The 23,886-nt window shown below is 43.6% G+C and carries 19 protein-coding genes; 8 read left to right on the top strand and 11 right to left on the bottom strand.

The window, feature by feature from the left end:
* Nucleotides 1–65: 65 nt before the first annotated feature.
* The gene (locus tag FIS9605_RS0103840) at nt 66–869 is read right to left on the bottom strand and encodes an SAM hydrolase/SAM-dependent halogenase family protein (protein ID WP_026731400.1); all 804 of its coding nucleotides are present in this window, start codon (nt 867–869) and stop codon (nt 66–68) included.
* A gap of 112 nt (nt 870–981) precedes the next feature.
* On the opposite strand from FIS9605_RS0103840, the gene pirA reads away from it, so the two are divergent.
* The 3 genes from pirA (at nt 982) to nadB (ending at nt 4,186) form a co-directional block, all read left to right on the top strand.
* A complete protein-coding gene (gene pirA / locus FIS9605_RS43860; RefSeq protein WP_197035998.1) occupies nt 982–1,137 on the top strand; it encodes an arginine synthesis PII-interacting regulator PirA in 156 nt (51 codons plus the stop codon).
* A 676-nt stretch (nt 1,138–1,813) separates the two neighbouring features.
* Nucleotides 1,814–2,251 carry a photosystem II complex extrinsic protein PsbU gene (gene psbU / locus FIS9605_RS0103825; protein WP_035139386.1) on the top strand — a complete coding sequence of 146 codons (438 nt, stop codon included), beginning with the start codon at nt 1,814–1,816 and terminating at the stop codon, nt 2,249–2,251.
* A gap of 252 nt (nt 2,252–2,503) precedes the next feature.
* Nucleotides 2,504–4,186, top strand: coding sequence for an L-aspartate oxidase (gene nadB, locus FIS9605_RS0103820; RefSeq protein WP_026731398.1), 1,683 nt, complete (start codon nt 2,504–2,506; stop codon nt 4,184–4,186).
* 155 nt (nt 4,187–4,341) lie between these two features.
* On the opposite strand, the gene FIS9605_RS43855 is transcribed toward nadB, so the two are convergent.
* On the bottom strand, nt 4,342–4,629 hold the full coding sequence (locus tag FIS9605_RS43855; RefSeq protein ID WP_231510230.1) for a hypothetical protein: 288 nt from the start codon (nt 4,627–4,629) through the stop codon (nt 4,342–4,344).
* A gap of 572 nt (nt 4,630–5,201) precedes the next feature.
* On the opposite strand from FIS9605_RS43855, the gene FIS9605_RS46540 reads away from it, so the two are divergent.
* Nucleotides 5,202–5,354, top strand: a complete 153-nt coding sequence (locus FIS9605_RS46540) for a hypothetical protein (protein WP_197035997.1) — start codon at nt 5,202–5,204, stop codon at nt 5,352–5,354.
* On the opposite strand, the gene FIS9605_RS0103810 is transcribed toward FIS9605_RS46540, so the two are convergent.
* The 3 genes from FIS9605_RS0103810 to btpA all read right to left on the bottom strand — a co-directional run bounded on the left by FIS9605_RS0103810 (nt 5,339) and on the right by btpA (nt 9,852).
* Complete coding sequence (locus FIS9605_RS0103810; protein WP_026731397.1) at nt 5,339–7,540, bottom strand: CHASE2 domain-containing protein; 2,202 nt, start codon at nt 7,538–7,540, stop codon at nt 5,339–5,341. The genes FIS9605_RS46540 and FIS9605_RS0103810 overlap by 16 nt on opposite strands.
* Before the next feature lie 370 nt (nt 7,541–7,910).
* Entirely contained in the window at nt 7,911–8,897 is a 987-nt protein-coding gene (locus FIS9605_RS0103805; protein ID WP_026731396.1) for a vitamin K epoxide reductase family protein, read from the bottom strand.
* A 106-nt stretch (nt 8,898–9,003) separates the two neighbouring features.
* Entirely contained in the window at nt 9,004–9,852 is an 849-nt protein-coding gene (gene btpA, locus FIS9605_RS0103800) for a photosystem I biogenesis protein BtpA (protein WP_026731395.1), read from the bottom strand.
* Between the two features lie 871 nt (nt 9,853–10,723).
* Here btpA and rimO point away from each other — a divergent pair.
* Together rimO and FIS9605_RS0103785 are read left to right on the top strand one after the other, a co-directional pair.
* Nucleotides 10,724–12,040, top strand: a complete 1,317-nt coding sequence (rimO, locus tag FIS9605_RS0103790) for a 30S ribosomal protein S12 methylthiotransferase RimO (protein WP_026731394.1) — start codon at nt 10,724–10,726, stop codon at nt 12,038–12,040.
* A gap of 94 nt (nt 12,041–12,134) precedes the next feature.
* On the top strand, nt 12,135–13,682 hold the full coding sequence (locus FIS9605_RS0103785) for a DEAD/DEAH box helicase (RefSeq protein WP_026731393.1): 1,548 nt from the start codon (nt 12,135–12,137) through the stop codon (nt 13,680–13,682).
* A gap of 72 nt (nt 13,683–13,754) precedes the next feature.
* Here FIS9605_RS0103785 and FIS9605_RS0103780 read toward each other — a convergent pair whose 3' ends face one another.
* Nucleotides 13,755–14,705, bottom strand: a complete 951-nt coding sequence (locus FIS9605_RS0103780) for an aldo/keto reductase (protein WP_026731392.1) — start codon at nt 14,703–14,705, stop codon at nt 13,755–13,757.
* Between the two features lie 589 nt (nt 14,706–15,294).
* Here FIS9605_RS0103780 and FIS9605_RS0103770 point away from each other — a divergent pair.
* Both FIS9605_RS0103770 and FIS9605_RS0103765 read left to right on the top strand, forming a co-directional pair.
* Nucleotides 15,295–16,734, top strand: a complete 1,440-nt coding sequence (locus FIS9605_RS0103770) for a BCD family MFS transporter (protein WP_026731391.1) — start codon at nt 15,295–15,297, stop codon at nt 16,732–16,734.
* A gap of 161 nt (nt 16,735–16,895) precedes the next feature.
* Nucleotides 16,896–17,702, top strand: coding sequence for an inositol monophosphatase family protein (locus tag FIS9605_RS0103765; RefSeq protein WP_026731390.1), 807 nt, complete (start codon nt 16,896–16,898; stop codon nt 17,700–17,702).
* A gap of 213 nt (nt 17,703–17,915) precedes the next feature.
* Here the strand turns inward: FIS9605_RS0103765 and FIS9605_RS0103760 are convergent, their stop codons facing one another.
* The 5 genes from FIS9605_RS0103760 to sufB form a co-directional block, all read right to left on the bottom strand.
* Complete coding sequence (locus FIS9605_RS0103760; protein ID WP_026731389.1) at nt 17,916–18,548, bottom strand: Uma2 family endonuclease; 633 nt, start codon at nt 18,546–18,548, stop codon at nt 17,916–17,918.
* A gap of 173 nt (nt 18,549–18,721) precedes the next feature.
* Nucleotides 18,722–19,990: a cysteine desulfurase gene (locus tag FIS9605_RS0103755; protein ID WP_026731388.1), complete on the bottom strand. Its 1,269-nt coding sequence runs from the start codon at nt 19,988–19,990 to the stop codon at nt 18,722–18,724.
* A 29-nt stretch (nt 19,991–20,019) separates the two neighbouring features.
* Entirely contained in the window at nt 20,020–21,393 is a 1,374-nt protein-coding gene (gene sufD, locus FIS9605_RS0103750; RefSeq protein WP_026731387.1) for a Fe-S cluster assembly protein SufD, read from the bottom strand.
* The gene (gene sufC / locus FIS9605_RS0103745) at nt 21,393–22,172 is read right to left on the bottom strand and encodes a Fe-S cluster assembly ATPase SufC (protein ID WP_026731386.1); all 780 of its coding nucleotides are present in this window, start codon (nt 22,170–22,172) and stop codon (nt 21,393–21,395) included. Before sufC ends, sufD begins: the two co-directional genes overlap by 1 nt.
* 89 nt (nt 22,173–22,261) lie before the next feature.
* A complete protein-coding gene (gene sufB, locus FIS9605_RS0103740) occupies nt 22,262–23,698 on the bottom strand; it encodes a Fe-S cluster assembly protein SufB (RefSeq protein WP_026731385.1) in 1,437 nt (478 codons plus the stop codon).
* Between the last annotated feature and the right edge of the window lie 188 nt (nt 23,699–23,886).

The following is a 23,886-nucleotide window of genomic DNA, read 5'->3' as shown; positions in this document are numbered from 1 at the left end:
GGTTAGTGGTTAAAAACCAACTACTAACTACTAACAACCAACTACTAACAACCAACTACTAACTACTAACTACTAACTACTTGTATGGTATCTCCCAACTGCATCTGCAACAGCGATCGCGCATTACCCCTATTAATGGCAATTTCTACCCAGCCATGACTGCCAATCAGTGCGATCGCACTCCCTACTTTAACATCTCCATAAGTTCCACTACCGGTTATAGTCTTTTCACCTAAAACCACGCCCCAGCTTTTGCCTTGCACGTAACTTCCAGGAATATTACTGACTAAGTTACCGAAGTGGTCAATATATTGAATGCAGCCTGTTATGGTGTTACCTGTCCGACTGCATTCGGGTATCTCTAGCTTAACTAAAGTTTCTGGATCAATTTCTCGCCCTAGCTTTTTCAGGGGAACACCGCTAGCAAGATGCGCTCCCACTGGTGCAAAAATATCTCTACCGTGAAAAGTGCTGCTAGGGTGGAGAGTGTGCCAATACTCTGGGTTTGTCAGTTCTGCCACTGCAATAGCAGGACTTTGACTCAAAACTCCACTAAATAAACCATTGTCGGGGCCTACTAAAAATCCATTTGCAAATTCTACTGCGATCGCCCTTCTTAGTCCTCCCACACCCGGATCTACTACCGCCACATGCACTGTTCCCATAGGGAAATAGGAATAAGCATCCATAAGGCAAAACCTGGCCGCAGCAATGTCTTGTGGTGGAATTTGGTGTGTTAAGTCTACAATCTTCACTCTAGAGTTAATCTTGGCGATAACTCCCTTCATCACGCCGACATACACATCGCGATCGCCAAAATCACTCAACAATGTTAGCAGTGCCTGTTGCTTCTGTTGATTCTCGAACATTACTGGTTTTTAAGATAATATAAAGTTTATTTTTTCTGTAGCAATAGTAACTAAATTTTTGATATGTTAAAATTACAAGACATAAGTAAAAAAACTAAGTAAGGATAATTCTATGATTATGAATAGGCTAGAAGCCTCAAAAAAGGCACACGAAGTTCATAGAGAGAATATTAAAAGAAGCTTGCAGCATCGCTTGCAAGTAGCCAGAGCGAAAGGCGATGAAAAGCTCATTCGTCAGCTAGAAGCAGAAATGAAGTATTTCAGCTAAATCAAAAATTAATTGTTTTATAGTTCGTTCATAGTTCTGTTGTGTTTCAGCCCGCTATTTGGCGGGCTTTCCTTATTTATGAAGAAGGCAGCTATATTGAAGATAAAAAGCATGGCACAAGGAAAAATGGAAATTCTCGCTGCCCAATTCGCAATGCCTTATGCTCTTATTCAGAATGATGTGCTGCTGTGAAGTGTTCATAATCAAAATATGGGAAAATATTAACTTATGTAAATAAAATTTCACGAAAAGTCAGATTTTCCTGAAATTTGAGCGAACTTAGTTAGATTAAGAGTAAGTATTGTTGCGGAATTAAAAAATTTTTAGCAAAAGTTGGGTCAAACCTAGAAGCTGTAAAGATTGTGGATATTAATACGCTGTATATTAGTTTCTGATGACTGCTGTGTGTTGATTAAGCGATCGGCGCTCGGCCAAAGGATGAAGGGTAAAAGAGCTGTCTATAGGGCTTAGCTCTCACCGCTCCCTTTGGATAGGATGAAGTCAAAGAAAGCAAACTCTATAAAAGCCCTCAATTTATTGAGTAAGGTTTGTTTCGTACTTCATACTTCTAACTATCCTGCAGCAGTTTGCTGCCCTACCAGCCTTTACAACCTTTAGCTGAACGCTATGAGCTTAAAGCTTTTATTTCGGTTTGATACAAAGAGGTAGAAAAATCGTGAAAGGATTGGTGCGTTTATTAACAGTCTTTAGTTTGTTGTTGGTAGGATGCTTGGCATGGCTGGGTACGCCTCAGATAGCCCAAGCAAGCAATTTAAACAGTTTTGCTTTGCCATCAGTTCCTGTTCTAGCAGCGGATATCGCCCTGCGGAATCGGGCAGATGCTAAGCTTGCAGACGTATACGGTGAAAAAATCGATTTGAATAACACCAACGTGCGAGCTTTTCAGAAATACCCCGGATTTTATCCAAATTTGGCAGGCAAAATTATCAAAAATGCTCCTTACGATCAAGTGGAGGATGTGCTGAAAATTGAAGGATTAACCGAACGCCAAAAACAATTACTGCAAGCTAACCTGGATAACTTCATCGTTACAGAAGTGGAACCTGCTTTCACTGAAGGATTCGATCGCATTAACCCCGGTATCTACAGATAACAGATAACTGTATTTACAATTGATTTTTCAAGCAGCAACCCACTCCTTTTCTGAGGGAGTGGGATGTTTTGCTAACACAGAGGGAAATAAAGAGGGGGAGAGGAGCCAGTGCGGTGGACTCTTTCCCCGGCATAAAGCACCTGGCGTTGGGAGAGAGGGAGAGGGGGGAAATGAACAAATCAAAATTTCTTCCACTCCCCCACTCCTCCACTCCCCCACTCCTCCACTCCCCATCACTCATTACTCCATACCTTGCTGCAAACAGATATTCCTAGCCATTTTGATGTTTTAGTAGTCGGCGCTGGTGCTGCTGGACTATATACGGCACTTTGCTTGCCAGAGTCATTGCGAGTCGGCTTGATTACCAAAGAAAGCATGTCTTTGTCGGCCAGTGATTGGGCGCAGGGTGGTATTGCAGCTGCGGTAGCCCCAGACGACTCGCCGTATCTGCACGTTGAAGACACAATCAAAGCAGGTGCCTTTTTGTGCGATCGCCCTGCTGTTGAATTCCTTGCTCAACAAGCCCCAAAAAGCATTCAATCCTTAGTGGAGTTGGGTGTTGCTTTTGACCGTCAGGGCGGTGCGTTAGCTTTAACTTTAGAAGCAGCCCACTCCAAGCACCGCGTTCTCCACGCCGCCGACACTACAGGCAGGGAAGTTATTACAACTCTTACTGCCCAAGTACTGCGACGTAAAAATATTCAAGTAATTCAACAAGCTTTGGCTTTGAGCTTGTGGTTGCATCCAGAAACTTGGCACTGTCAGGGAATGAGCCTGTTTTATCAAGGTCAAATCACATGGGTTAAAGCTGGTGCGGTGGTGTTAGCAACAGGTGGTGGTGGTCAGGTATTTGCTCAAACCACTAACCCTGCTGTCAGTACGGGAGATGGAGTAGCGATCGCTTGGCGTGCTGGGGCAATTCTCAGAGATTTAGAATTTGTCCAATTTCACCCTACAGCCCTGACTAAACCTGGTGCTGACCGCTTTTTGATTAGTGAAGCTGTACGTGGTGAGGGAGCACATCTGATTGATAACGAAGGACGGCGTTTTGCCTTTGATTATCACCCTGCTGGTGAACTGGCCCCCAGAGATGTGGTAAGCCGGGCGATTTTTAGTCATTTGCAAAGTACTGCTGCCGATCCCGCCACTGCCCATGTCTGGTTGGATATGCGTCCCATTCCCGCCGAAAAGATTCGCTATCGCTTTCCTAATATCATCAGAGTCTGCAAGCGCTGGGGTATTGATGTCTTTTCCGAACCAATTCCTGTTGCCCCCGCTGCCCATTACTGGATGGGTGGTATTCTCACAGATTTAATGAATCGCACCAATATTCCTGGTTTGTACGCCGTGGGAGAAACTGCTAGTACTGGTGTACATGGTGCAAATCGTCTTGCTAGTAATTCGCTACTGGAATGTATTGTTTTTGGCGCGCAACTGGCACATCTGCAATTGACAAGCGATCAAACTAGTGCAGAGAAAGAGACACAAGCCCTATCATTGCGAGAATACAGCGCCGGTGTAGATGAATGGCAAACCCAGCAAGAATTTTTAAAAGATTTACGACAAAAAATACCACGTTTAGTGTGGCAAAGTGCTGGTATCTGCCGGGAACAGTCAGGATTAGAAACGGCGATCGCGACAGTAGAATCTTGGCAGCAGGATTTTGCTAATTTAAGCATCAGCCAATTTTTAATCTCTTTACGTGCTGCGGAATCGGCTAGTTTCGCCATACCTAATGTAGAACGGCAATTACGACTGTGGGCAGAAACTCGCAATTTATTAGATGTAGCTTATTTAATTCTTAAAAGTGCTGCTTTCCGGACAGAAAGCAGAGGAGGGCACTATCGCCTAGACTATCCTCAATCAGATCCCAGCTGGCAAGTTCACACACTGGTACAAAACCACAATTGGTGGAAATCTCCTGTGTTGGAGTGAAGTGTTAGTAGTTAGTAGTTAGTAGTTAGTAGTTAGTGGTTAGTAGTAGCTCTTTGATGGTGGGTAAAAATGTTGCTCAAGAAACTCCTCTTTAACCCAATACAGTTCAGTTAAGCAATTTTTTCCTTTTTGGGAAGTCTATACGGCGGGGTAGTTCACCGTGTGCCACTACCATAAGAAGGACTATCAGGACCACCATAATTAGGTGGTTCGTAGTCGCTGCTTGATTTTGCACTTATATTTATAGGTTTTAAATATTGAGAGTCAACTCTGAGGCTGATTAAGCTACTTATGCTTCTTGTATTACTTCCATGATTAGCAGTCATGTTGCTAAATATCCAAGTAGTATCAGCCATTTCGAGAATTATCAGAGCTGCTCCGATAAAAAACAAGACGACGCTAGTAATTTTCAAGCTAGTCCCCATAATCCTCAGTAAATTCACTTGTTTTTTATTGAATTAATTGCTTTTGGCTCTAAAAAACTGGATTTCGTTAACTATTGGATACTTTTAATTTTTTTCGGGCAATTACGTAATTAAAAAGCTACAGACAAAATCCATTGGCTTTGTCTAAAAGTTGCTGTTTTTGTAGATGCTTCATCGGTTTATTGCTGTCTACTTTCTATTACTCTGCAATAATTTACATCTACCTAAAGTAGTAGCTGTTCCATAAATACCACAATTATAATAACTACCTCCATTTAATTTTATAAAATTTTAACATTTAAGCGAGCAAACACTGTAATAACCGCATAATACACTTACATAAATTACGTATGGTTGTTGAAACTCTCTATATCAAAGGATTTACTCAGTGAAAATCGCTAGAATTGAGGTAGTAAAAATGCGATTATGGCGATTTTTTCTATAATTCTACTTACAAAACTTTATCTGCAATCAATTTTAAGTACTATTACTTAGGCAAGAGCGAATCTTAATCCGCATTTAGGCAAACACGTATAATTCCATAATGTCGACATGCGTTTGTCAGATAGATTACATCTTGCATAATTCGAGTGGGAGAGCCAGAGGCTTTGATATCTCGTTATCAGGTTGAACCTGGTAACGAGGGTTTGGAGGCTCAACCTCGTGGCTGTTGCAAGTTGTCCGGGGAAGCCACTGGCTCACCGCTAACCACCAACAAACAACAAAATCAAGCAAACTCATAGCGATTTTTACCAAGGTGCTTGGCACGGTACATAGCGGCATCTGCCTGTTTGATCAAAGTTTCATAGTCTTGACTATTGAGAGGGTAAACACTAATGCCAATACTGGCGGATACTTTGGTAGTGTGTCCGTCTAAGACAATTGGCTCAGTGATGGTTGCTAAGATTTTTTCGGCAACTTTGGCAGCCACTTCCAGTTTAGGAATTGCTCGTAAAATCACAGTAAATTCATCGCCACCCAAACGGGAAACAGTATCACTACCGCGCAAGGAGTTGCTAAGCCGTTGACCTACGGTGATGAGCAAGCGATCGCCAATTTCATGTCCAAGAGTATCATTGACTTGCTTGAATCCATCCAAGTCAATAAACAGCAGTCCGAGTAACAAATTGTTGCTTTGTGCCCATTCAATTGACTCGCACAGTTGTTCGGCAAACAATTTGCGATTGGGTAAATCGGTGAGAGGATCGTGATACGCCAGATAACGCAATTGGTCTTCTTGAAGTTTCAATTCATTGTTGGAGCGAAATAACTCGGCAGCAGTGCGTTTGAGTTCTTCTTCTAATAACTTACGCTCAGTAATATCACGGATGACCCCGACTAAAAAGAAATTACCTGCGGCGTCTTTGTGGAGCGATCGCTTAGTGGAGATAAAATGAGTTTTACCTGAAGCATCTGTAAATTCTTCTTCATGCTCGTGGGGTTGCTGAGACCGAAAAATTAATTGGTCTTGCTGGCGAAACACATCAGCTTCGTGCTTCGGGAAAAAGTCATAATCTGATTTTTCTAACAGTTGGTTCTTGGAATAACCAATTAATTGACAATATGCTTCATTTAATACTATCAACTGATGTTTTTCATTTTTGACAAAAATTGGGTCAGGAATTGTATTGATGACTTGATGCAAAAACTCTTTGGAGCGTTTCAACTCTTCTTGCATCTGGGCAATTTGGGAAGTAATGACAATTGCTGAAATGCTAAAAGCAAGCAATGCAGGCAACAGTGGTATCCACCAACCAAATAAGAAAGCAACGTAGGTACTGCCAGTTAGTAGCAAGCAAAACCACAAAATACAAAGAATACTTTTGCTAAAACGTCGTACTTGCCAGCTTGTCGCAGCTCCTACATAGGCCCAAGCAAAAATCCACAACCATTCTATTGGGTCAGCCCAAACCTGAAGTAACGGTCTTCCTTGCAGGGCAGATCGAATTAACTCACTAATAAAATAGGCTTGCAGTTCGATACCTGCTACTGGCTTTGCTGTACCCATTAATCGACTGGAGTATGGAATTAAGACCCAATCTTGGACACTGGATGCTGTAGAACCAATCAAAACAATGCGATCGCTAATCCACTTTTTTGGTACTCGGTCGGTTAGTACATCCCACATCGATACTCTACGGAAGCCACAAATTTCTGATGATGAGTCTCTACAGGCTAATTTGGGAAAGTTTGACAAAACTTGATAACCTCTGTTATCTGTCCCTACATAACCACCATCGTGTGGTTGAAAGCGATAAAATACTGCCTTACCCAACTGTAAATTTTCAGGATTATCTGCTGCTTTCTTGGGTGTAATTCCTTCCCCCTTTAAATACAGCTTCGCCAACTTCAGAGCAAAACTTTCGTGTGCCTGATTGTCAATATGCCAATACAACAAATTACGACGTATTTTGCCATCAGCATCTAACAGTACGTTGTTAAACCCTACTTGCTGGCGCTGACTCAGTTCTAGTGGAGGTGAAACACTATCATTTTTGTGATTTGACAGTAATTCAATGCCAATCAAGTTCGGCATTGATTTATAGGCAGCCACTAAATTTTGATGACCAGGCTCTACTTTTAAATCTCGGTAGATATCCAAACCAATGGCGCGTGGTTTGTAGACATTTAATTTTTGCAAAACCTGGGCGATCGCACCATCTGGAATTGGCCAGGAACCCACTTGGCGTAAAGAAGCCTCATCAATTGCTACTATCACGATCAATTCTTCTGGCGGTTCGACGGGGCGTAATTGGAAGAATTGATCTAAAGTCGCCCACTCTATGGATTGCAACAACCCAAAAAAACGCAATAGCAGAATGCAAGCTGTAACGCCGGAGGCAGTCATCAATTCCCTGTGTCCTCGACTAAGGAATTGTTTAAACGTAAATAGTAACCTCACAAGATGCTTGCCTAGCTGCTTACTCATTCCCTGTACCTAGTTGGGAGAAATGTTTTCATTTTGTTGTAGCAATCAATTAGCTGGCAAATAAGGCTGAAATGCGAGCTATACTTGCACTATTTGAGTTATTTCAAATTGGTTTGGTTCCCGAAGTCAATCCTGGCTAGTGCGTAAAGGGGACTGGAGATTGGGGATTAGGGACTGGGGATTAGGGATTAGGAATCTAGTACCCAATACTCACTATCCAATTCCCTAATATCCAATCACCAAGTAAAAATTATGCATCACTAACTACCACTGAGCAAAAACAAAAAAGTCAACTGGTCTTGCACTAAATAAAATAAGGCAGTACTCCAGTTGACTTTCCAGATAAATTTATACTGGTAACAAAAAACTTTTATGAACGTTGTAGAGAATACTTAAAATTACGTGGCCCTGTGTAACCAGTAAGATTAGCTAATTCTTCTAAGGTTTGGACTCCCGCATAGGTTTTACCGTTGATGATCCAAGTAGGGTAGCTTTGGATTTTAGCTGCCTTACATTCATCTTTGAGAGCGTTTGGATTGTCGGCAGGAGCGCAATCTGTGTGATCGAGTTCACTGTAAGCTTCTTTACCAAACAGTAGCTTTTGTTCATGGCAGTGAGGACACCACCAAGCAACATATTCTTTAGCTCCTACTTGTTTGAGGTGACGTGCTAGAGCAATTTCTGCTTCACCGGAGGTGGTGGTGACTTCCCAACCAACTCCTGGTACAGGCTCCTCTTTCGGTCTGAAACTAATTATTGTCGGTTGACCAGGATTTGAGACTGTGGTAACTCCTCCTTGATTGTTAGGGCTAGCATAAATACCTAAAGTACCAATTAATGTCACCATGCCCACGACAATGGCAGTAAAAAAGATTTGCCCGATATCCTCCCAAGCACGACCCACAATAGTCAGCACTAACATGCTAAAGGAAAAAATCGCTGAGGCAATACAGTATATACACAGTGCTTTAATCTTGAAGACCAGCAGGTATATCAAGTAACTACTGAAGACCGACATGGCGATCGCACCTGCAAGTAGCAGTAACCAAGTCCAATTTTCTAGCTTTGTACGAGAATCTTTCTTTTTGACTGGGTCTACACTTAAAGGGGCCAAAGCGAAAATTGCCATAGCAACGTAAGCCAGAAAACCAAACAAAGCTAGAGGGAGTCCAAAAACCGTGGCATAGTCGCTCTGGAGTACGATATCGCAACTCTCAGTCGGACAGGCAGCAGAGGTTTGGGTAAACTTAACAACGGTCAGATAAGCCGTTGTCAAGGCACCACAAATAGCGATCGCTCCAATTAATAAACGCGATCGGCGATAAATCCAAGGAGTAGAAGAAAGGCGGCGACTCATAGGCAAGAATTGGTAATTGGGAATTGTTGGTAGTTGGTTGTTGGTAGTTGGTTGGTGATTGTTCCAAACAACAAACAACAAACAACAAACAACAACCATTACTCAGTTAAGATTGTAGGCTCACTGAAGAAATAGATTTGCTATCGCTCTTGGAGTTCCAACTTCGGCGTGCAGCTTCCACAAATTGGCTGACACGAATTGGATCGATTGTTTGCTCGCGACGGCCGTGGCGTTTCAAGGAACTGGAAACAATCACACCATCTGCTGCCCCTAGAAGTGTCGCCACATTTTCCCAAGAGGCTCCACTACCAATAAATACTGGCGTACCTCCTGCCGCTTGCGAAGCTAATTCCAAATCTTCTCGGTTAGGTGGACTGCCAGTAGCCCAACCAGATAAAATCACAGCGTCTGCCAAACCCCGTTCAATAGTATCTTGCACGGCAACGGTGAGATTTGGGGAACTCAGAGGACGGGCGTGCTTGACCAAGACATCTGCAAAGATTTTGACATCGCTGCCTAACTCTCGCCGATAGCGCAATAGATGATGGGCCTCTCCCTCAATTAAACCCTGGTCGGTTGCCATCACACCACTTAGCACGTTGACGCGAATGAATTGCGCCCTGACACAGCTAGCAATAGCCATTGCACTTTTGGCGTCATTTCGCAAAACATTAATACCTATTGGCAGTGTCACCATATTTTGTATCCGCTGCACCACCACAGTCATCGCACTAACAACAGCAGGATCGACCTGGTTTTTGGGAAACGGGGCATCGAAAAAATTTTCCACGATAATGCCGTCAACCCCTCCACTTGCTAGAGCTGTTGCTTCTTGTTCAGCACGGTCAATCACTGCTTTGAGGCTACCTCCCCAACGGGGCGAGGTAGGCAGTGGTAGTAAATGAACTACACCAATAATCGGCGTTTGGGTTTTAAATAACTGATATAAGTCCACGTCTTTAAACTAATATGACGGAATAGGATTGGGGGACTTGGGTAAAGGGTAAAGGATAAAGGGTAAAGAAATTTATTAACCTTTTACCCTTCCCCTTTTCCCTTTCTCCCTTTTGTTTTTTCCCATTCCCCCATTTTCCATTCCCCATTCCCTTCTTTTGCACTAAACTTTGTTTTGTATTGGTTGGTTTACCGCTTCCTCCTTAGGATGGAAATTTGTGTAAAACCTTCCATAAGATATGTTAAGATAAAAACTGGTTACAAGAGGAGTTTGCAACTCACAAGACGCACAAGACGCCTAGCGGTGAGTCAGCGCGCTCCAAAGGGGTTTTCCCCCATGAGCGACTGAAGGACCCGTAGACGCGCACAGCGCGGCTTCTCGTAGAGTAGGGCTTCCCACAAGGTAGCTGTTTTTCGTGGGGCAGGTGACAAACCTGTCACAGTTGCAGGCAAGGCCTGGGCTGAGTGGTAGCATTACCGCTATGTAGGCGTAGTTTCGTGCGTATTTTCCTAGATGGTAGCGACTTCTCACCACACACCCAATAGGGTAAAGTGGCTCCCTTTAGGGTAGGGTAGATTCACAACGCACGTGTTGCGGTAATGTAAAATACCAGCAAGCAATTTGCTGAAAAAATGACAGGCGTCTATTTTACCCAAAGACTGGTTATTTTTCCCTTGAAAAACAGAATAGTAAAGATATCATAGCACGAACTGTCTATAATCCATTGGAGTTAGAACTCTGTGAAGGTGCTTGTGACTTTTGCTGTGCGAGCATCAAGGAGAAGTTTTACTCATTGGTTCAAGTGTCCAAAATTAGAAATTAGGATTTAACTTTTGGAGTGCAAAGAAAAACAGAAAAACTTTTTTATAATATGGGTGACAAACCAACAATTGCAATTTCTCACCTAGGCTGCGAAAAAAATCGAATTGATACAGAACACATGCTGGGGCTGCTAGTAGAAGCAGGCTATGGCGTAGATACTAATGAAGAGTTAGCTGATTACGTTATTGTCAATACTTGTAGTTTTATCGAAGCAGCCCGAGAAGAATCTGTCAGAACTTTGGTAGAACTGGCAGAGGCGAATAAAAGAATCGTCATCACTGGCTGTATGGCGCAGCATTTCCAGGAGCAATTACTCCAAGAATTGCCCGAAGCAGTAGCAGTGGTGGGTACAGGCGATTACCACAAAATTGTAGATGTAATTGAGCGGGTAGAACAGGGTGAGCGAATTAAACAGGTCAGTGTCGAACCAACCTACATAGCAGATGAAAGTATACCCCGCTACCGCACTACAACCGAAGGCGTAGCATACCTGCGCGTTGCAGAAGGATGTGATTATCGCTGTGCATTTTGTATCATTCCGCATCTGCGAGGAAATCAGCGATCGCGTACTATAGAATCTATAGTCACCGAAGCACAGCAGTTAGTAAATCAAGGGGTGCAGGAAATCATTTTGATTTCCCAAATCACCACAAATTACGGTATCGATATTTACGGTAAGCCCAAGTTAGCTGAATTGCTCCGCGCCTTGGGAGAAGTGGATATACCTTGGATTAGGATGCACTACGCCTATCCCACAGGACTCACCCCAGACGTAATTGCGGCAATTGCTGAGACACCCAACGTCTTACCTTATCTAGATTTGCCTTTGCAACATTCCCATCCCGAGATTCTCCGCGCCATGAACCGGCCCTGGCAAGGACGGGTGAACGATGCGATTATCGAGCGCATCAAGGAGGCACTACCAAAAGCGGTACTGCGGACAACCTTTATAGTCGGTTTTCCTGGCGAGCGTGATGAACATTTTCAGCATCTGTTCCAGTTCATCCAACGCCATGAGTTTGATCATGTTGGTGTTTTTACTTTTTCACCAGAAGAAGGAACACCGGCTTTTGATTTGCCCAATCAGTTGCCGCAAGCTGTGAAAGATGAGCGGCGGGACGTATTGATGGAACTCCAACAACCGATTTCTCTTAAGAAAAATCAGCAGGAAATCGGCAAAGTAGTTGATGTACTCATCGAACAAGAAAATCCCCAAACAGGAAAATTAATTGGTCGTTCGGCTAGATTTGCCCCAGAAGTGGATGGCCAAGTTTACGTTCACGGGGAAGCAAGATTGGGAACCATCGTACCAGTAGCCATTAAAGAAGCTGATACGTATGACTTGTATGGAGTAGTTAGTTGTTAGTTGTTAGTTGTTAGTTGTTTACTACTAACCACTAACCACTACCCACTATCCACTATCCACAAACAAATAACTTAAAGAAACATTAGGAGAGTTGATGACCCTTTCTTTTCAAGAATTAGGCATTTCGCCAGAGCGCATTCAGCAATTAGAAAAAATTGGTTTTACCGCACCAACCAATATTCAAGTACAAGCGATTCCCCAACTTTTGGGAGGTCGCGATGTGGTGGGTCAATCCCAAACTGGCACTGGCAAAACAGCAGCCTTTTCTTTGCCAATTTTAGAGCGGCTGGATATCAATCAAAAGGCTGTGCAAGCCTTAGTTTTGACTCCGACTCGCGAGTTAGCAATCCAAGTTCAAAATGCTATCTGTGAATTCATTGGCAACGAAGGATTGCGCGTTTTAGCAATTTATGGCGGTCAATCAATTGACCGCCAAATTTTACAGCTTAAGCGTGGTGTTCACATGGTTGTGGGTACACCAGGACGGGTAATAGACTTACTCGAACGGGGTAGCTTGAAGTTGGATCGGGTGAAGTGGTTTGTTTTGGATGAAGCCGACGAAATGCTGAGTATGGGCTTTATCGATGATGTTGAGAGAATCCTCTCCCAAGCACCACAAGAACGGCAGACAGCATTATTCTCAGCCACAATGCCGCCATCGATCCGGCAGTTGGTGAATAAGTTCTTAAATGACCCAGTTACAGTCGCTGTTGAACAGCCAAAAGCCGCTCCTAATAAAATCAATCAGGTGGCTTACCTGGTACCGCGTCACTGGTCAAAAGTTAAAGCTTTACAGCCCATCTTGGAAATGGAAGATCCAGAGTCAGCTTTAATCTTTGTCCGTACTAGACGCACCGCCGCAGAACTCACCAATCAATTGCAAGCCGCTGGTCATAGTGTTGATGAATACCACGGTGACTTGTCCCAACAAGCGCGGGAGCGTTTGTTAAATCGGTTCCGCAATCGTCAGGTGCGCTGGGTGGTAGCTACTGATATTGCGGCACGAGGTTTGGATGTAGACCAACTTTCTCACGTGATCAACTTCGATTTACCCGATAGCGTGGAAACCTATGTTCACCGCATCGGTCGTACCGGACGCGCTGGTAAAGAAGGTACAGCAATTACTTTGGTGCAGCCATTTGAGCGACGTAAGCAGCAGGCGTTTGAGCGCCACGTACGTCAAAGTTGGCAAGTACTGTCAATTCCCACACGAGCGCAAATTGAAGCGCGACAACTAGACAAATTACAAACTCAGGTGCAGGAAGCTTTGGCAGGCGAACGTATGGCTTCGTTCTTGTCCATTGTTAGCCAACTAAGCGAACAATACGATGCTCATGCGATCGCCGCTGCTGCACTACAAATTGCTTATGACCAAACCCGTCCCGCTTGGTTACAATCTGAAGCAGACTTTCCCGAGGAAGACATCACCCGGCCTGCGCCCAAGCCCAAATTACGGGGTGGTCGTCGCGAAGGTGGTGGCGAGAATCGCTCCCGTCGTTCCTCCTGGGTTCCATCAGAAGCAGGCGCAACTGAAGGAGAAAAACGTGGTACTCCTAAGCCCAAACTGCGGACAGGACAACGAGAGCCTTCTATGTCACCGAAAAAGCTGGGTTCTCATACAGCTAGAGAATCAGCGTCTTAGTCATTAGTCATTGGTCATTAGTCATTGGTACTTATACAAATGACACATCACAAAGGACAAATGACTATTGACTTAACTCAACCAAGGGCGGCTGATTTTTTCTAAGTGGGCGATTTCATCATCAGCCAGTCTCCAGCCCAAAGCACCTACGTTATCTCGTACCTGTTGGGCTGTCTTCGCCCCGGCAATGGGAATCACATTCCCTTGAGCAATTAACCAATTCAGAGCAACTTGGGCAGGCGTGCGACCGTATTTTTCCCCTAGTTCGCGTAGTAAAGATATTAGTGGTTCAATTTCTTGCAAGCCTTCTTTACTAAAGCGTGAGTCTAATTTTCTAGCGCCAGTAGGGGTTTTGGCGCTATCAGTGGTGTACTTACCAGTTAATAGCCCTTGTGCTAGGGGACTATAAGCTAAAATTGTTACACCTAACTCGCGGGCAGTGTCGAGAATGCCATTGCTTTCAATTTGGCGAGTCAGCAAAGAATAGCGTACTTGGTTAACAGCTAGAGGCACGCCACGACGAGCTAATATCTGGTGTGCTTCCCGCATTTGCTGTGCTGAGTAGTTACTTACACCTACTGCCTCAATTCTGCCCCTTTCCACCTCATCTGCTAGGGCATTCATCAAGGTTTCTTGACTCATCAAGAAAGTGAAAGGCCAATGCACCTGATATAAGGTGACTTTCTGGACTTGCAGGCGTTTGAGGCTCTCTGTGAGGGTATCAGCGACTGACTGGGTTGTTATCCGCCAAGGAAAGGGCCCGTATTTAGTTGCAATCTGAACTTTTTGATCGGTTTGTTGCAGGAATTGTCCCAACAATTGTTCAGAAAGTCCAAATCCGTAAACTTCAGCAGTATCAAAAAAGGTTACACCAGCTTCTAGGGCTGCATGAAAGGCTGCTTGCAACTCCTGTTGCCCGTAGTCTTGACCGTAATTCCAAAACAGGCGATCGCCCCAAGCCCAAGTACCGATACACAGGGGTGTGACAACTGCTCCGTTTTGCCCTAATGTGAGGTTTTCCATTTCCACAAAACTTTATGCCTCTTAAAGTCCCAAATACCTTTGTGAGATATTGATGTCTGTAATTTTTCTGCTAAAAGAAATTATTACAGAAGAAATTAATATTGTCACAAAAGTAATGATGAAAATAGAGACTAAATCTAATTACAAACGATGAATAATTTATATTTTAGTAACTAATTTATCTAAAAATTAAATAACAAACATGTGTGATAAATTAATCCAAAATGATTATTCACCAAGCAAAATCAAAAGATTGAGCTATGAGTAAATAGTTTTACTTAATTCTAAAAATTAGATTACTACAAATAATAACACATTTTGATTTGAGAAACTACAAGCTTATCTAATTGAAAAATTATCCACAATAACAGCGCTTCCGTAATATAACCAAAACATGAAATGCTTCACATGACAAACTTTATGTTTGCTCATTGATTCGCTAATTTCATATAGTATTAGTACGATTTGATAAAATTACTATATATTAAGATTCCTTCTTAAGAACTATAAAATCTATAGGAATTTGAGAGTTAACACGGTTTAACTTAGTTTTTTGGATATAAATGTACTGCTTAGGTTGCAAGCAATTATGGAGACTAGCAATTTATCACCCGATTCTGAACCAAACCAGTCTGTAAATTCCATATCCATCCCCAAAGTAAAACTATTGACAATGTTTCGACTGGGCCTATTTCAAATGGCATTAGGCATCATGTCGATACTCACTCTGGGAGTACTCAATCGAGTCATGATTGAAGAGTTGCGAGTGCCAGCCTTAATTGCTGCTGGGACGATCGCCATGCATCAGTTTGTAGCTCCTGTACGAGTATGGTTTGGGCAGATGTCAGACACCAAACCATTGTTAGGCTATCACCGTAGTGGTTATGTTTGGGTAGGTGCGGCTTTATTTGCGATCGTTTCCTTTCTAGCTGTACAAGTCGTTTGGCAACTTGGTCTAAGTTTACAGACGGGAAATTGGACAACTCAAACCTCAGGTTGGGTGGTACTCCTAGCTCTTATCTTTGGACTCTATGGACTTGCTATTAGTGCCAGTTCTACACCTTTTGCAGCGTTGCTAGTTGATGTTTCTGATGAAGATAACCGCTCAAAATTGGTAGGGGTTGTATGGTCAATGCTGATGGTGGGTATTATTATCGGGGCGATTATCAGCAGCAGCTTGCTTCGGCAAATTGCTTTGGATGCACCTTTAGAGGTAGTGCAAACCCAAGTCAACCGCCTGTTTTTGATTGTCCCAGCCATTGCTTTCGGATTATGCTTGCTAGCAACAGTCGGTGTAGAAAAAAAATATTCTCGCTATGCTATCCGTTCCACTGCAATTGACCGAGAAGATAAGATTACTTTGGGTATGGCGATGCGGGTGCTGACTGCTAGCCGCCAAACAGGGATATTTTTCACATTCCTGCTGCTCATGACGATTAGCTTGTTCATGCAAGATGCAGTTTTAGAACCCTACGGCGGCGAAGTCTTTAGTATGACTATTGCCGAAACTACAAAACTCAATGCTTTCTTTGGCACGGGAACACTGGTTGGCTTGAGTGTGACTGGTTTTTTAATTGCCCCGCGTTTGGGTAAGAAAAATACAACCAAGCTGGGATGTATTGCCGTGGCAGGTTGCTTTGTAATTATTATCCTGGCGGGGACAACAGCTAATCCTAAATTTCTGCAATGGAGTTTAATCCTGTTTGGTTTTGCTTCTGGTGTGACTACAACTGGAGCGCTAAGCTTAATGCTGGATCTGACTGCTGCGGAAACTGCCGGGACATTTATTGGTGCTTGGGGATTGGCGCAGGCTTTGGCAAGGGCACTGGCCACGGTGTCTGGTGGTGCAGTATTGAACTTAGGTAAAACCTTGCTAACAACACCACTATTAGCCTACGGATTGGTATTTGCTACACAAGCTATAGGTATTTTGTTAGCATTGGGGCTTTTAGCTAGAGTGAACGTCACAGAATTTCAGCGTAACGCCAAACAAGCGATCGCATCTATTTTGGAAAGTGAATTAGATTAATTGTTGATGGTTGGTTGTTGGTTGGTGGTGAGTCAGTGCGGTCTTGGGGGTTCCCCCCATGAGCAACTGACGTAGACGCCCGCAGGGCGGCTTCTCGTAGAGTACCCGCAGGGTAGGTTATTCCAAACAACAAACAACCACTAACTACTACCATTTTTAAAATGACTGAATTTTGGACTACTGTGTTGGAATTTGCCCAAACTACTACCGCCAGGGTGGGCAAGCAGTTAATGCAAGATTTTGGGCAGGTACAGGCTTTGCATAAAGCTGATGGCAGTTTGGTAACGCGTGCCGATAAATGGGCGGATCAACAACTGCAAGATGCGATCGCTTCTACTTTTCCTGGTTATGGTATTTTGACTGAAGAAGGTGATAAGGTTTTTCCTGGTACGGAATGGTGCTGGGTAATTGACCCCTTGGATGGTACTACCAACTTTACACGCGGCATCCCTATTTGGTCGATTTCACTGGGTTTATTGTATCAAGGCACACCTGTATTTGGTTACGTTTACGTGCCACCGTTGGCAGAAGCTTTTCACGGCTTCTGGAAAGGTTCGTCAGGCTTAGCAGTCCCCACTGGCGCTTTTCGCAATTTTCATCCCATTCATACCAGTAGCGAAGTTCCCAGCAATCATCACTTCTTTAACCTCTGTTCGCGCAGTACCTCAGTGATGCAAAAAAACTTTCCCTGCAAAATCAGGATGTTAGGTGTTGCTAGCTACAACTTCCTCACCGTGGCGACAGGGGCGGTTTTGGGTGGGATTGAGGCGACACCAAAAGTTTGGGACATAGCCGCTGCTTGGGTGATAGTCCAAGCAGCTGGAGGAAGTTGGATATCGCTGAAATCAGAACCGTTTCCTTTATTAGCAGGGGTTGATTATAGCGATCGCTCTTTCCCTACCTTGGTTGTCAGTCGTCCGGAATTGGTATCGGTGTTTATGCCGTTTCTGGAAGAGTTGAAAGTTTGAACTTAGCTACTTTCTAAGTTGATTGTGTGAACTCCCCTGCTTGCTGAGGTGATCGGCAGGGGTTTTCTGGGGGCAAACTGATAATAATAAAGAGTTAACTATTACAGCACGGCGGAAATAAAGCTACCATTCTAAATCAACGAAAAGCCTAGATAATAAGCTTTTTGACTTTTGACTTTTGAATGCGTGACTTTTGACTTCCGCACAGCGGTACTATCCTATCGTTTCCCTCACCCAAGTACGAAAAGACTTCAGCAAGGCAATCTCCCCCATAGTTTTACTCTGCTCAATAAATCTATGAATATCACTTACCGAAACTATGGGAAAGGCAACACTAAATTCACGCTCTATATATTGCCCCTCTACCAGCTGATAAAATTTTAGAACTTCTCCATCATATCGCCACAGTTCTGAGACACCTAGCGCTGAATAAATTCTAAATTTATTAACTGAACTATTTGTAATATCAATTTCAATTGCTAGGTCAGGTGGAGGGTCAGTTTCTAAATTTATTGTTTCCCTACCTCTAACTGTTAGCTCATTTTGTATATAGAAACAATTATCAGGTTCTATCCCTCTTTTTGCAATGCGTCTTTTCAATGTTGTAGAACCACCACTTTTAATTTCAATCCCTAATTCTTCAGCTAAAACTAAGATAAAACGATCAAACTGAATTTTGGGATTTTCATGTTCAAAAAGTGGAGTCATTATTTCTAAAGTGCCATCTTCATAAGCAAAGCGAGAACCTCTCTCCTCACCTGTATCTTTCAGCAAGGCTTCAAAGGTTTCCCAACTAACGTTATGTAGTACCGTTCTTTGCTCGGCAGGTGTTGACGTGGCAACCATCTTTTAAGTTGGATAATTTCTAAAGCAGCTTAATTCTATTTTTACCCAAATCTTTGAGATTGAAAATTCCAACCGTAGAAACAAAGCCCGCAAATGCGGACTTTATGTGTAGCCTATATAGGCATAGGCAAGCTTAGTTTGTGTAGCCATCTATAGGCATATATTTACTCACCCTACATTTCACCGAAAATACTGCTAAAAAAGTCGATGGTTTCCTTCAATGCTTTGATGAAAACATCAATTTCCTCACGGGTGTTGTAGAAAGATAAACTTGCCCGTGCAGTTGCAGCAGCACCTAAGTAGCGGTGTAATGGTTGTGTGCAGTGGTGTCCAGAACGGATGGCAACGCCTTCTTGATCTAATAATGTCGATAAGTCGTTAGCATGGACTTCTGTGGCAGTAAATGCAGCAAGCGCAGCTCTACCTTCACCTTTTGCATCCGGTTTCGGCCCGTAAATTCTAATTTGGGGAATTTTTTCTAATTGCTCGAATAGGTAAGCAGTTAATTCTGCTTCGTAGGCGTGGATTTTATCCATGCCTATTCCGGTGAGGTAGTCAACTGCTGCACCAAGGGCGATCGCTTCTCCAATCGCAGGTGTACCAGCTTCAAATTTATGCGGTAAATCTGCGTAGGTGGAATAGTCTAAAAATACCTCAGCGATCATTTCTCCACCACCCAAAAACGGTGGCATGGCTTGCAGTAATTCCAACTTGCCGTACAACAAGCCAATCCCTGTTGGGGCGCACATTTTATGACCGGAAGCTACTAACCAATCACAGTCAATTTGCTGTACGTCAACGGGCATGTGGGGTACACTCTGGCAAGCATCAATTAATACTTTTGCCCCGTATGTGTGTGCTAGAGTGCAAATTTCTGCCACTGGGTTAATGCAACCCAAAGTGTTAGAAACATGCACCACTGAGACCAATTTTGTTTTCTCGGAAAGCAGTTTTTGGAACTGTTCCAAATCAAAAGTTTCTTCTGGTGTCAATTCTACATACTTCAACACCGCACCCGTTTTTGCGGCGACAAACTGCCAAGGAACGATATTACTGTGGTGTTCCATCACCGACAAGATAATTTCGTCTCCTGGCTGCAAATTGTTCATTCCCCAGCTGTAAGCAACCAAATTAATCGCTTCAGTTGCATTGCGGGTGAAAACAATTTCCTGACGCGATGCAGCATTTATGAACGCAGCAACTTTGTCTCGCGCTGCTTCGTAAGCATCGGTAGCTTTGGCACTGAGGGTGTGTACGCCGCGATGGACATTAGAATTGTACTGTTCGTAGTAATCCCGTAGGGTATTAAGTACGAGCAGAGGTTTTTGAGATGTCGCAGCGTTGTCAAAGTAAACTAAGGGTTTGCCATTGACTTCCTGATGTAATATCGGGAAGTCAAGACGGACTTTATTGGCAAGGGTTCTTTCTTGGGTAAAAGTCATTTTAGTCATTAGTCATTAGTTATTAGTTATTAGTCATTGGTGATTGACTGATAACTGTTGACTGTTTGTGTGAGTTTTTCACGCAGGGAGGAAAGTGGTATGTGGTTGATGATTTCGGCAGCAAAGGCGTTAATTAATAAGTTACGCGCACTTTCTTGATCGATACCCCGGCTTTGCAGGTAGAAGATTTCATCATCTTCTAACTGACTGACGGTAGCACCGTGAGCGCATTTAACATTATCTGCGGTAATTTCTAGTTGGGGTTTGGTATCAACTCTGGCTTTAGATGATAGTAGCAAATTGCGATTCAATTGCGCTGCGTCTGTCAACTGCGCTGGTTTGGGAACAAAAATTTTACCGTTGAATACCGCATGAGCGCGATCGCCTACTATCGTCTTATGCAATTGCTGACTCATACCATAAGGATGATTAAGTGCGATCGCACTATGAGTATCTGCTAACTGGTTTCCACCAATCATTGTCAACCCATTCAGAGTAGTCTCTGTTTGCTCACCAGTTTGCAAAATCTCTAAATTGTGGCGTGAAATCTTCCCACCCAAAGTAACGGCATTACAGGTATAGCGACTGTAACGTGCTTGCGTAACGGCAGTTTTACCAACGTGAAAAGCTTCAGTACCATCCCACTCCACCCGAGTGTGATTCACCTGAGCATTATCTTCTATCCAAATTTCCGTCACTACATTGGTGAAATAAACCTGTTGTTGTGAAGGCATATTGCCTGCCACATACTCTTCCACCAAACTCACCTGAGAACCGCTTTCTGCGACTACCAAACAACGCGGCTGACAAATTATCGGTTCCTCACCAGCAGCAACGAATACCAAATGAATTGGTGTTTCTACTACCACGTTCTTAGGAACCCAAACCACAGCCACATCAGTTATGCCAGCAGTGTTGAGGGCGGTAAAAACTTCCAGTGCCCCTTCTGCTTGTGCTAAATACTGCTGCACGCGGGATTGTAGAGAAGTTACATGTAACGTCTGTGCTAAATTGCTAACTACTACTCCATCTGGTAATCCAGAAACGGCTGATAACTCAGGTGCATAAACACCGTTCACAAATACCAAGCGAGAGTTAGCAGCTTCCGGTAAAAAATGGGGTTGTAGAGACGCGAAATTTCGCGTCTCTACATTATTAAATTTCACCTGCCGTAAAGGCGATAAATCGGTAAAGCGCCATTCTTCATCGCGGGTGGTAGGCAAAACAGAATGACGTACCCAATTGCCAGCGCGATCGCGCAACTGTTGCAACCAACCCTCTGATTTTGATGCAGTTACTTGATTTAACAACTCAGTCAGATAAGCATCTCTATCGAGTAGAGTTGAAGTCAGAGTGGTTGCATTCGAGTTAGGAATTGGACTGGGAGAAACTTGAATAGACATTACACACCCACCAACTCTTCTAACAACCAGTCATAGCCACGGGATTCTAACTCCAGTGCCAACTCCTTACCGCCAGACTTAATAATCCGTCCTTTTGCCATGACGTGAACATAGTCCGGCACAATGTAATTAAGTAACCGCTGGTAATGGGTAATCATGATCGTAGCATTCTCTGGGCTAGCTAACTGGTTTACCCCATTCGCCACAATCTTCAAGGCATCAATATCCAAACCTGAATCTGTTTCATCCAAAATAGCCAGCTTCGGTTCTAATAGCGCCATTTGCAGAATTTCATTCCGCTTTTTCTCGCCACCAGAAAAACCCTCATTCACACTCCGATTGAGAAAAGTAGAGTCCATTTTCACGACTTCCAGCTTTTCGTCGATGAGATCGTCAAAATCAAATGCATCCAATTCTTCTAAACCTTGCGCCTTCCGACGAGAATTGTAAGCCACGCGCAAGAAATCCAAATTGCTGACACCCGGAATCTCTAACGGGTACTGAAACGCCAAAAATATTCCAGTCCTCGCGCGTTCTTCCGGTTCCATTTCCAGCAGGTTTTGCCCCTGGAAAATCACTTCACCGCCAGTCACCTCATACGCCGGATGTCCAGCCAACACCTTGGAAAAAGTACTCTTACCAGAACCATTTGGCCCCATGATGGCGTGGATTTCTCCCAAACGCACCTCCAGATTCACACCCGTGAGAATTGGTGTCCCATCAACTTCAGCTGTCAAGTCACGCACTGACAGCACCACTTCACTATTTTCAATAATCATGTTCTCTCTCTTTATAAATTCTTTCTTTGTGTCTTAGTGTCTTAGTGGTTCAATAGTATTTTTAACCACCAAGGCACCAAGACACCAAGTTACCCAACACTACCTTCCAACTTCAGACTCAACAGCTTATCAGCTTCGACAGCGAATTCCATCGGCAAATTATTAAACACATCCTTACAGAAGCCGCTAATCATCATCTTGACTGCATCTTCTGAGGAAATGCCCCGCTGTGCAAAGTAAAATAATTGGTCTTCCCCAATCTTGGAAGTAGAAGCTTCATGCTCTACTTTAGCTGTATTATTTTGCACTTGGATGTAGGGGAAAGTATTGGCATGGGCGTTATCCCCAATCAGCATCGAGTCGCACTGGGAATAGTTCCGCGCTCCTTTTGCCTTCGGGTTGATTTTCACCAAACCCCGGTAGCTGTTACTAGATTTACCAGCAGAGATACCCTTAGAAATAATCGTACTGCGGGTGTTTTTACCAATGTGAATCATCTTGGTGCCGGTATCGGCTTGCTGCATGTTATTTGTCAGCGCCACCGAGTAAAATTCACCGACGGAGTTATCACCTACCAGCACGCAGCTGGGATACTTCCAAGTGATAGCAGAACCAGTTTCTACCTGAGTCCAAGAAATCTTGGAATTTACACCCTGACATAAACCGCGCTTAGTGACAAAGTTGTAAATACCACCTTTGCCGCTTTCATCCCCAGCGTACCAGTTTTGCACGGTGGAGTATTTAATCTCGGCGTTGTCGAGGGCAACAAGTTCCACAACCGCAGCATGTAGCTGGTTGCTGTCATACATTGGTGCAGTGCAGCCTTCCAGGTAAGAAACGTAGCTGTCTTCATCGGCGATAATTAATGTCCGCTCGAATTGCCCTGTATCGCCGCTGTTGATGCGGAAGTAGGTAGACAGTTCCATTGGGCATTTGACGCCTTTGGGAATGTAGACGAAGGAACCATCGCTGAATACAGCAGAATTGAGGGCGGCAAAGTAGTTGTCTGCTGTGGGAACAACGCTACCCAGGTACTTTTTGACTAATTCTGGGTATTCTTGTATTGCTTCAGAAATAGAGCAGAAGATAACCCCTTCTTTCGCCAGTTTTTCTTTGAAGGTAGTGGCGACGGAAACACTATCGAAAATCGCATCCACGGCGACGTTCGCCAGTCGCTTTTGTTCTGACAGAGGAATGCCTAGCTTCTCAAAAGTTTCTAGAAGGGTAGGATCGACTTCTTCCAAGCTTTTTTTCTTGGCTTGTTGCTTGGGCGCTGAGTAGTAAATAATATTTTGATAATCAATTGGCGGATACTTGACGCTAGGCCAAGTTGGTTCTGTCATTTTTTGCCACTGGCGATAGGCTCTAAGACGGAATTCCAACATAAATTCCGGCTCGTTTTTCTTGGCAGAGATGGTGCGGATGACATCCTCGTTTAGTCCACGGGGAATTGTGTCTGCCTCAATTTTGGTAACGAAGCCGTACTTGTAGGGCTGATTAACTAAGGTTTTGACAGTGGCACTCATCGTTAGTTTTCTCTTGTGTTCGCAAATTTAATCTCTTTAAGGATGGGAGACGGGCTTTTTACAACCAATTCCCATTTCGTGTTACCGAATGGTCACACGACTGTTACAATAAGGATAACTACTAAAACAACAGCCATGTTGTTTAACACATCTTCATTTTACGCTAGATTAACAACAATATTGTTGTC

Origin of the sequence: Fischerella sp. PCC 9605 (assembly GCF_000517105.1) — a bacterium.
Classification (GTDB): domain Bacteria; phylum Cyanobacteriota; class Cyanobacteriia; order Cyanobacteriales; family Nostocaceae; genus PCC9605.
This window is presented reverse-complemented; position numbering and strand designations above follow the sequence as displayed.

What these genes read in the sequence shown, in the direction of transcription:
- FIS9605_RS0103840 (WP_026731400.1), bottom strand. Translation starts at nt 869, where the DNA reads ATGTTCGAGAATCAACAGAAGCAACAGGCACTGCTAACATTGTTGAGT.
- pirA (WP_197035998.1), top strand. Translation starts at nt 982, where the DNA reads ATGATTATGAATAGGCTAGAAGCCTCAAAAAAGGCACACGAAGTTCAT.
- FIS9605_RS0103810 (WP_026731397.1), bottom strand. Translation starts at nt 7,540, where the DNA reads ATGAGTAAGCAGCTAGGCAAGCATCTTGTGAGGTTACTATTTACGTTT.
- FIS9605_RS0103805 (WP_026731396.1), bottom strand. Translation starts at nt 8,897, where the DNA reads ATGAGTCGCCGCCTTTCTTCTACTCCTTGGATTTATCGCCGATCGCGT.
- rimO (WP_026731394.1), top strand. Translation starts at nt 10,724, where the DNA reads ATGGGTGACAAACCAACAATTGCAATTTCTCACCTAGGCTGCGAAAAA.
- FIS9605_RS0103785 (WP_026731393.1), top strand. Translation starts at nt 12,135, where the DNA reads ATGACCCTTTCTTTTCAAGAATTAGGCATTTCGCCAGAGCGCATTCAG.
- FIS9605_RS0103780 (WP_026731392.1), bottom strand. Translation starts at nt 14,705, where the DNA reads ATGGAAAACCTCACATTAGGGCAAAACGGAGCAGTTGTCACACCCCTG.
- FIS9605_RS0103770 (WP_026731391.1), top strand. Translation starts at nt 15,295, where the DNA reads ATGGAGACTAGCAATTTATCACCCGATTCTGAACCAAACCAGTCTGTA.
- FIS9605_RS0103765 (WP_026731390.1), top strand. Translation starts at nt 16,896, where the DNA reads ATGACTGAATTTTGGACTACTGTGTTGGAATTTGCCCAAACTACTACC.
- FIS9605_RS0103760 (WP_026731389.1), bottom strand. Translation starts at nt 18,548, where the DNA reads ATGGTTGCCACGTCAACACCTGCCGAGCAAAGAACGGTACTACATAAC.
- FIS9605_RS0103755 (WP_026731388.1), bottom strand. Translation starts at nt 19,990, where the DNA reads ATGACTTTTACCCAAGAAAGAACCCTTGCCAATAAAGTCCGTCTTGAC.
- sufD (WP_026731387.1), bottom strand. Translation starts at nt 21,393, where the DNA reads ATGTCTATTCAAGTTTCTCCCAGTCCAATTCCTAACTCGAATGCAACC.
- sufC (WP_026731386.1), bottom strand. Translation starts at nt 22,172, where the DNA reads ATGATTATTGAAAATAGTGAAGTGGTGCTGTCAGTGCGTGACTTGACA.
- sufB (WP_026731385.1), bottom strand. Translation starts at nt 23,698, where the DNA reads ATGAGTGCCACTGTCAAAACCTTAGTTAATCAGCCCTACAAGTACGGC.